This window comes from Rhodococcus sp. (in: high G+C Gram-positive bacteria) (assembly GCF_049286785.1).
Lineage (GTDB): Bacteria > Actinomycetota > Actinomycetes > Mycobacteriales > Mycobacteriaceae > Rhodococcus_F.
Genome location: NZ_JBAQEO010000605.1, coordinates 1 through 2,192, shown reverse-complemented (window position 1 = coordinate 2,192; position 2,192 = coordinate 1). Strand labels below are relative to the sequence as shown.

Annotated in this window: 2 protein-coding genes; both read left to right on the top strand. The window is 65.0% G+C overall.

Going from position 1 to position 2,192, the window contains the following annotated elements:
• On the top strand, positions 1 to 1,161 hold a 1,161-nt coding region (locus WAW17_RS22125; protein ID WP_422335059.1), incomplete at its 5' end, for a cation-translocating P-type ATPase.
• A gap of 118 nt (positions 1,162 to 1,279) precedes the next feature.
• On the top strand, positions 1,280 to 2,170 hold the full coding sequence (locus WAW17_RS22120; RefSeq protein WP_422335058.1) for an IS982 family transposase: 891 nt from the start codon (positions 1,280 to 1,282) through the stop codon (positions 2,168 to 2,170).
• Positions 2,171 to 2,192: the final 22 nt, after the last annotated feature.

Sequence of the window (2,192 nt, the reverse complement as noted above, 5' to 3'; positions counted from 1 at the left end):
GGGGTGCGGGTCATGATGATCACCGGTGACCACCCCCGCACGGCAGCGCGGATCGCCAAGGACCTCGGCATCGCCGACCGAGCGGAAGTGGCGGTATCGGGAGTCGAGCTCGAACAGCTCGACGAGGAGCACTTCCGCGAGACCGTGCGCCGCCGCTCGGTCTACGCGAGGGTGTCCCCGGCCGACAAACTGCGCATCGTCGACGCCCTTCAGGCAGACCGTCAGATCGTGGCCATGACCGGCGACGGCGTGAACGACGCCCCGGCACTGAAATCGGCTGACATCGGCATTGCCATGGGCCGCACCGGTACCGAAGTCACCAAGGAAGCGGCGAAGATGATCCTCGCCGACGACAACTTCGCCACCATCGTGCGGGCGATCCGCGAGGGCCGCGGGATCTTCTCCAACATCCAGAAGTTCCTGCGGTACCTGCTCTCGTCGAACATGGGTGAAGTGCTGACCGTCTTCCTCGGAGTGGTGCTGGCCGGGGTGATCGGCCTGGCCGACGGTGACGGCGCTATCGCGCTTCCGCTACTTGCCACGCAGATTCTGTGGATCAACCTGCTCACCGACAGTGCGCCGGCGTTGGCGATGGGCATGGACCCGGAGACCGAGGACGTGATGAACCGGCCCCCTCGGTCACTGGACGACAGGATCATCGACCGCCGGATGTGGGGTGGCATCATCGTGATCGGCCTGGTCACCGCGGTCGCGACACTGCTCACAATCGACCTGTACCTGCCCGGCGGCCTCATCGGTCTCATCGGCGGCACGTCTGTGGACAACGCCCGCACAGCCGGGTTCACCGTCCTGGTGTTCGCCCAACTGTTCAACGCCTTCAACGCCCGCTCCGAGACCGGCACCGCCTTCCGCCGGGTGTTCGCCAACTCCTGGCTGTGGGGTGCTATCGCCCTCTCGGCGCTGCTACAGGTCGCCGTGGTGCACGTGCGATTCCTGGGCGAGGCCTTCAGCACCGCACCCCTCTCACTCGACCAGTGGCTCGTCTGCGTCGCGATGGCCAGCACGGTGCTCTGGGCCAGTGAGATCCGGAAACTCGTTATCCGGCTCTTCGACAGCCGGAAGGCTCGGACCCCGCCGACCGATCGGCAGTCCGGCCCGGTCCCGGGCCGAACCGCGCCGCGTCGAGGTCGGCGGCGCTGAATTTCCGAGATGTTCACCTGTCACATCGAGTCCGCTCCTACTCGCGGTACTAGATGATTGATTCCTTGAAGGTGTGTCGCTGCGCGGCTGGTAGGCGGAGGGTTTCCAAGATCAAAGCGTGACCAAAGAACTGGAAACCCTCCTGACCGAACTGTATGTGCTCATCGATGATCATGTCGTCGAACCCCGCTCCGGTCGGGGTCGGCGGCCCGTGCTCAGCGACGCCGAACTGCTCACCCTGACCGTGGCGCAGATGCTGCTCGGGTTCGATTGTGAACGCCGGTGGATCCGGCACGCCCACCACAGCGTCGAGTTGCGTGCTCTGTTCCCCTACATTCCCGGACAGTCGGACTACAACAAACGTGTCAGGGCGGCACGAGGGCTGCTGTGCAAGACAATTCGACTCCTCGCCGAGGTGTCCCCGTCGTGGTTCGACGACCTGTGGATCACCGACGCCACCCCGGTGCCCTGCGGGATGTCTCGGGAAACGGTGAAGCGGTCGGACCTGGCCGGGCACGCGGGATACGGCTACTGCGCCTCCCATTCGCGCTTCTACTGGGGGCTGAAGCTGTACCTGGTCTGCGCCGGCGACGGGATGCCGATCATGTGGTGCCTGGCGAATCCGAAACTCGGTGAACGTGAGGTGGTGACCGCGCTGCTCGAACGCGATCATCACCTGATTCGGTCGGGGCAGATCCTGCTCGCCGACAAAGGCTTCTCCGGCGCACAGTTCGCCGCCACCACCGCCGCGATGGGTCTGCGGCTGCTGCGACCGGACCGCAAGGACGAAACCTACAAGAACGGCAATCTCGGCGGGGTGCGGCAGTGGATCGAATCGGTCAACCACACGCTGAAAGGGCAGCTTGGCCTGGAAGAACACGGTGGCCGTACCACGCACGGGGTGTTCGCCCGCGTCGCCCAGCGCGTGTTGGCGATGGCCGCCGGCATCTGGCACAACTGGAACATCGGCGCCGCCGCCAAGCGATCATTGATCGCCTACGACCACTGATCCGTTCAAGGAATCAATCATC